4 protein-coding genes are annotated in these 4,183 nt (G+C 45.6%); 3 read left to right on the forward strand and 1 reads right to left on the reverse strand.

The features are described from left to right. Window positions 1-564: hypothetical protein (locus EYO21_00650; GenBank protein HIB02325.1), on the reverse strand; the 564-nt coding region annotated here is incomplete at its 3' end. A gap of 168 nt (window positions 565-732) precedes the next feature. Between EYO21_00650 and EYO21_00655 the strand changes: the two genes are divergently transcribed. From EYO21_00655 to EYO21_00665, 3 genes are all read left to right on the forward strand, one after another. Next, on the forward strand, window positions 733-1,182 hold the full coding sequence (locus EYO21_00655; protein ID HIB02326.1) for a hypothetical protein: 450 nt from the start codon (window positions 733-735) through the stop codon (window positions 1,180-1,182). A gap of 131 nt (window positions 1,183-1,313) precedes the next feature. Next, the gene (locus tag EYO21_00660) at window positions 1,314-1,790 is read left to right on the forward strand and encodes a (2Fe-2S)-binding protein (protein ID HIB02327.1); all 477 of its coding nucleotides are present in this window, start codon (window positions 1,314-1,316) and stop codon (window positions 1,788-1,790) included. Continuing rightward, entirely contained in the window at window positions 1,790-4,147 is a 2,358-nt protein-coding gene (locus tag EYO21_00665; protein HIB02328.1) for a xanthine dehydrogenase family protein molybdopterin-binding subunit, read from the forward strand. The genes EYO21_00660 and EYO21_00665 overlap by 1 nt, the downstream gene beginning before the upstream one ends. Window positions 4,148-4,183: the final 36 nt, after the last annotated feature.

Genomic DNA, 4,183 nt, shown 5'->3' on the forward strand with positions numbered 1-4,183 from the left:
ATCAAAAATATGGGTCTCTTCAACTGTCACCGTCGTGTCTTCATCAAAATCATATTCAATCTCAAGCAGTTCTGAATTGATAGTGTCCGTACCTATAGAATGAATATTCCATTTACCCACTATCTTGGAAAAAATATCGGCAAATTTGTGGGTCTCTACTCGGGTTACAGTATTATCATTATTGAAAGTGTAGTTTATCTCAAGAAGAGTGGGATCAAGCGTGTCTGGTTCATCATAAACTAGGTCCCAGACGCCAAGAACCTTGTTGGAAACATCCGCTATACCATCTTTGAGTCTTTCAACCTTTGCAATGACATCCAGAGAGCTCTTTGAATTAACGATATTGTTTGACGCTGTCAGTGTCAACTCAAATAGGTCATTGCTGTCCTTCTTTGTAACAACAGAATCCAGCGGATCCTCACAGCTTACCAAAAGCAACAAAACAGAGGTTGCCAGTAACAGGATGAGCTTAGCTGTGTTGCTATGTTCTTTCAAAAAGATGTACCTTGACCCTGATATAATAATACGGTTGAAGCTACGATTTTCTCCCTTCTCAATGACCACCAACTAAGTGGCATCCTTATACAATCTGACTAAAAAATAGACTGAAGTCAAGAGATATCAGGCTAGATGATACCCAATTATTGTTGACTTTCATCGAGTTTGTTCTTACCATTGTAAGGCTCGGTTCTATCGATTACCAATACTCGCGGGGATTAAGGACAATTTCTTTTGGTTCTGGAAAGAGAATACCATATTGATCATCCGCTCAACCTCGTTTGGGATTCCATTCTGGATCCTGACCTTCTTGCTGAAATTCTTCCTGGCTGTAAAAGTCTTACTTCCCTTTCTGACACAAAATTCGATGCAGAAGTGGAGATCAAGATAGGTCCTGTTAAAGGTGCATTCAAGTCTCAATTGGAGATCTCTGACATTCGGCCCAATGAGGGTTACCATTTTGAAATTAGTGGTATTGGAACAAAGGGCCATATGTCTGGTAGCGGTGACATAAGCTTAGAAGAAAAGGACGGTTCAACCGTCCTTTCTTTTTGTGCAGAAGGTAACGTCAGCGGTATCCTCGCCCGAGTAGGTCAGCGGCTTATGGAAGCATCTGGAAAAAAATTGATGGACCAGGGTTTTACCAATTTTAAGAACAAACTGGCGGAGAAGGCCTTCGCTTGAACTTGTGGCAAAAAATCTCAGATTTTTTTACATCGGGCTATTCCGAGCAAGCACCAAAACCAACCGCATCAAAAACTTTCGAACATATAAAAGACAATTCAATAGAAAACTCATCCGTAAAGGAGAATAGTATGGGCCATTCTATATCAATGACTGTTAATGGAAAAGCATGTGATGGCGAAGTAGAAGCCCGCACACTTCTCGTTGACTTTCTGAGGGACCATTTAAGACTGACCGGTACAAATGTAGGTTGTGATACCAGTCAGTGTGGTTCTTGCACTATCATGATGAACGGTAAATCAGTGAAATCCTGCACAACTTTAGCGGTTCAAGCGGACGGATCTGACGTTACAACAATTGAAGGGCTGGCAACCAATGGTGATCTTCACCCGTTGCAACAGGCTTTCTGGGATGAACACGGTCTCCAGTGCGGCTTTTGCACACCGGGAATGATCATGGCTAGCGTAGGAATCCTACAGGATAACCCAAATCCTTCAGAAGATGAAATACGTCACAGCCTCGAAGGTAATATTTGTAGGTGCACTGGATACCAGAATATTGTTAAAGCTGTTCAATCGGCTTCTAAATCAATGAAAGGAGCGGCATAATGGGAAACTACATTGGGAAAAGTGAAAAACGGGTCGAGGATCCCCGCTTCATTCAGGGCAAAGGAAATTATGTTGCTAATCTTTCCATGCCCGATATGGCACATGTGGCCGTTTTGAGGAGCCCTCATGCACATGCAAATATAAAAAGTATAAACACTGATGCTGCAAAGGCCATGGAAGGCGTCATTGACGTGTTTGTGGGCCAGGATCTCATTGATGGCGGCGTTGGTCAGATGCCAGTCATCTGGCAAGTGCCGGAAAATAAAATTCCGGTCCGTTGGCCTCTTACACCGGACAAGGTTCGTCACGTTGGAGATTCTGTCGCCGCTGTGGTAGCTGAAGATGCCTACATAGCCAGGGATGCTTTGGATCTGATTGAAGTGGATTACGAAGTACTCTCGGCCACAACAGGCGCTGAGGCGACCACGGAAGATGGCAAACCCCTTGTCCATGATGAAATTGAGAATAATATCACTTTCAAATGGGGACTTGGGGACAAAGAGGCCTGTGATAAGGCTTTTGAAAAAGCTGATCATGTAATTGAAGTTGATATTGCAAATCAGCGTCTCATAGCCAACGCCATGGAGCCAAGAGCCTGTGCTGCCCAATGGACTGCCTCTACAGAGGAAATGACAGTCTGGACAACGAGCCAGAATCCACACATTATCCGGTTTGGTCTCAGTGCTGTAACACTACCTGAGATACCGGAGCATAAACTGAGGGTTATCTCGCCCGATGTAGGCGGTGGTTTCGGAAGCAAGATCTTCCATTATCCCGAAGAAGTCATTCTTCCGTGGGTTGCCAAACGAGTAAACAGGCCAGTGAAATGGGTCGCTACCCGGAGTGAGTCATTCATTACAGATTCCCAAGGAAGGGACCATGTCCAGCACTGCAAGATGGCAGTCACCAAAGATGGGATCATCACGGGTCTCCATGTTGAACTATATGCAGACATGGGAGCCTATCTTTCAAGTATTGCACCGCTGATCCCAACTGTCATCTGCATTACCCTCTTTTCGGGGCTCTACAAGATTCCTGGGATCTGGGGTCACACAACCGGCACGCTCACAAATACTGTTCCAGTTGATGCTTACCGCGGCGCCGGACGCCCTGAGGCATCTTTCTTAGTCGAACGCCTCGTGGATATGGCTGCCAGAGAACTTGGTATGGATCCCGTAAAGTTCAGAAGAAAGAACTTTATTCCAAAAGATGAGTTCCCCTACCAGACACCGGTAGCGTTCCTGTATGATAGCGGTGATTACCACGCCATGATGGATAAAGCGGAAGAAAATGCCGGCTACAGTGATATGCGCAAAGCACAGGAAAATGCCAAAAAAGAAGGTAGGCTGGTTGGTGTAGGCGTGTCAGGCTGCGTTGAAGCCAGCGGTTACGGTCCAGCCGCAACTGTTGGTGCCCTCGGTTTCTATGGAGGAATGTGGGAACACGGTTCTATTCGTGTACATCCAACAGGCAGAGTAACGGTCTTCAGTGGATCTCATTCTCATGGTCAAGGTCATGAAACGACTTTTGCTCAGATCGTCGCCGATAAACTGGGTGTTGATGTGACTGATGTGGACGTAGTTCACGGTGATACGGACCTTGTAACCCAGGGTATGGGAACCTACGGCAGCAGAAGTGTTGCTGTGGGGGGAGAAGCTCTGGTTAATGCTGCAACTGAAATCCGAAAAAAGTTGGTTGAATTGGCTGCTCATTTACTGGAGGCTTCTGTTGATGACATGATCTATGACGACGAGAACGGAAAAGTCCACGTTAAGGGTGTTGAAGATAAAGCCAAAACATTCGGCGAGTTGGCTTTTGCCGCTTACAGTGGGCACAGCTTGCCTGAAGGTATGGACCCAGGTCTTGAACACTCAGCCTATTACAACCCTGGTAATTTTACCTTTCCTTGCTCAGCTCACATTGTACAAGTGGAAGTGGATAAGGATACCGGTGAGATTGAAATTCAACGGTATGTTGCCATTGAGGATTGTGGCAATGTTATCAATCCCATGGTTGTGGAAGGACAGATTATTGGAGGTATAGTCCAAGGCGTTGGTCAGGCGCTTTATGAGCACGGTATCTATGATGAATATGGTCAATTGGTTACCGGTTCAATGCTTGACTACGCAATGCCTAGAGCGGACAACTTACCTATGATCGAATCCGACCGTACTGAAACCCCTTCTCCCAGTAATTCGCTAGGTGTAAAGGGTGTAGGTGAAATGGGATCCATCTCATCACCGCCAGCAGTTGTGAATGCTGTGGTTGATGCTCTGGCTGACTATGGGGTGAAGCATATTGATATGCCTCTCACATCGGAGAAAATCTGGAACATCATTAACTCGAACGGAGGTTAGGCTATGCATCCAGGAAAATTCGAATATCATAAAGCA

The sequence above is a fragment of the Candidatus Neomarinimicrobiota bacterium genome (assembly GCA_012964825.1).
Lineage (GTDB): Bacteria > Fidelibacterota > Marinisomatia > Marinisomatales > S15-B10 > UBA2125.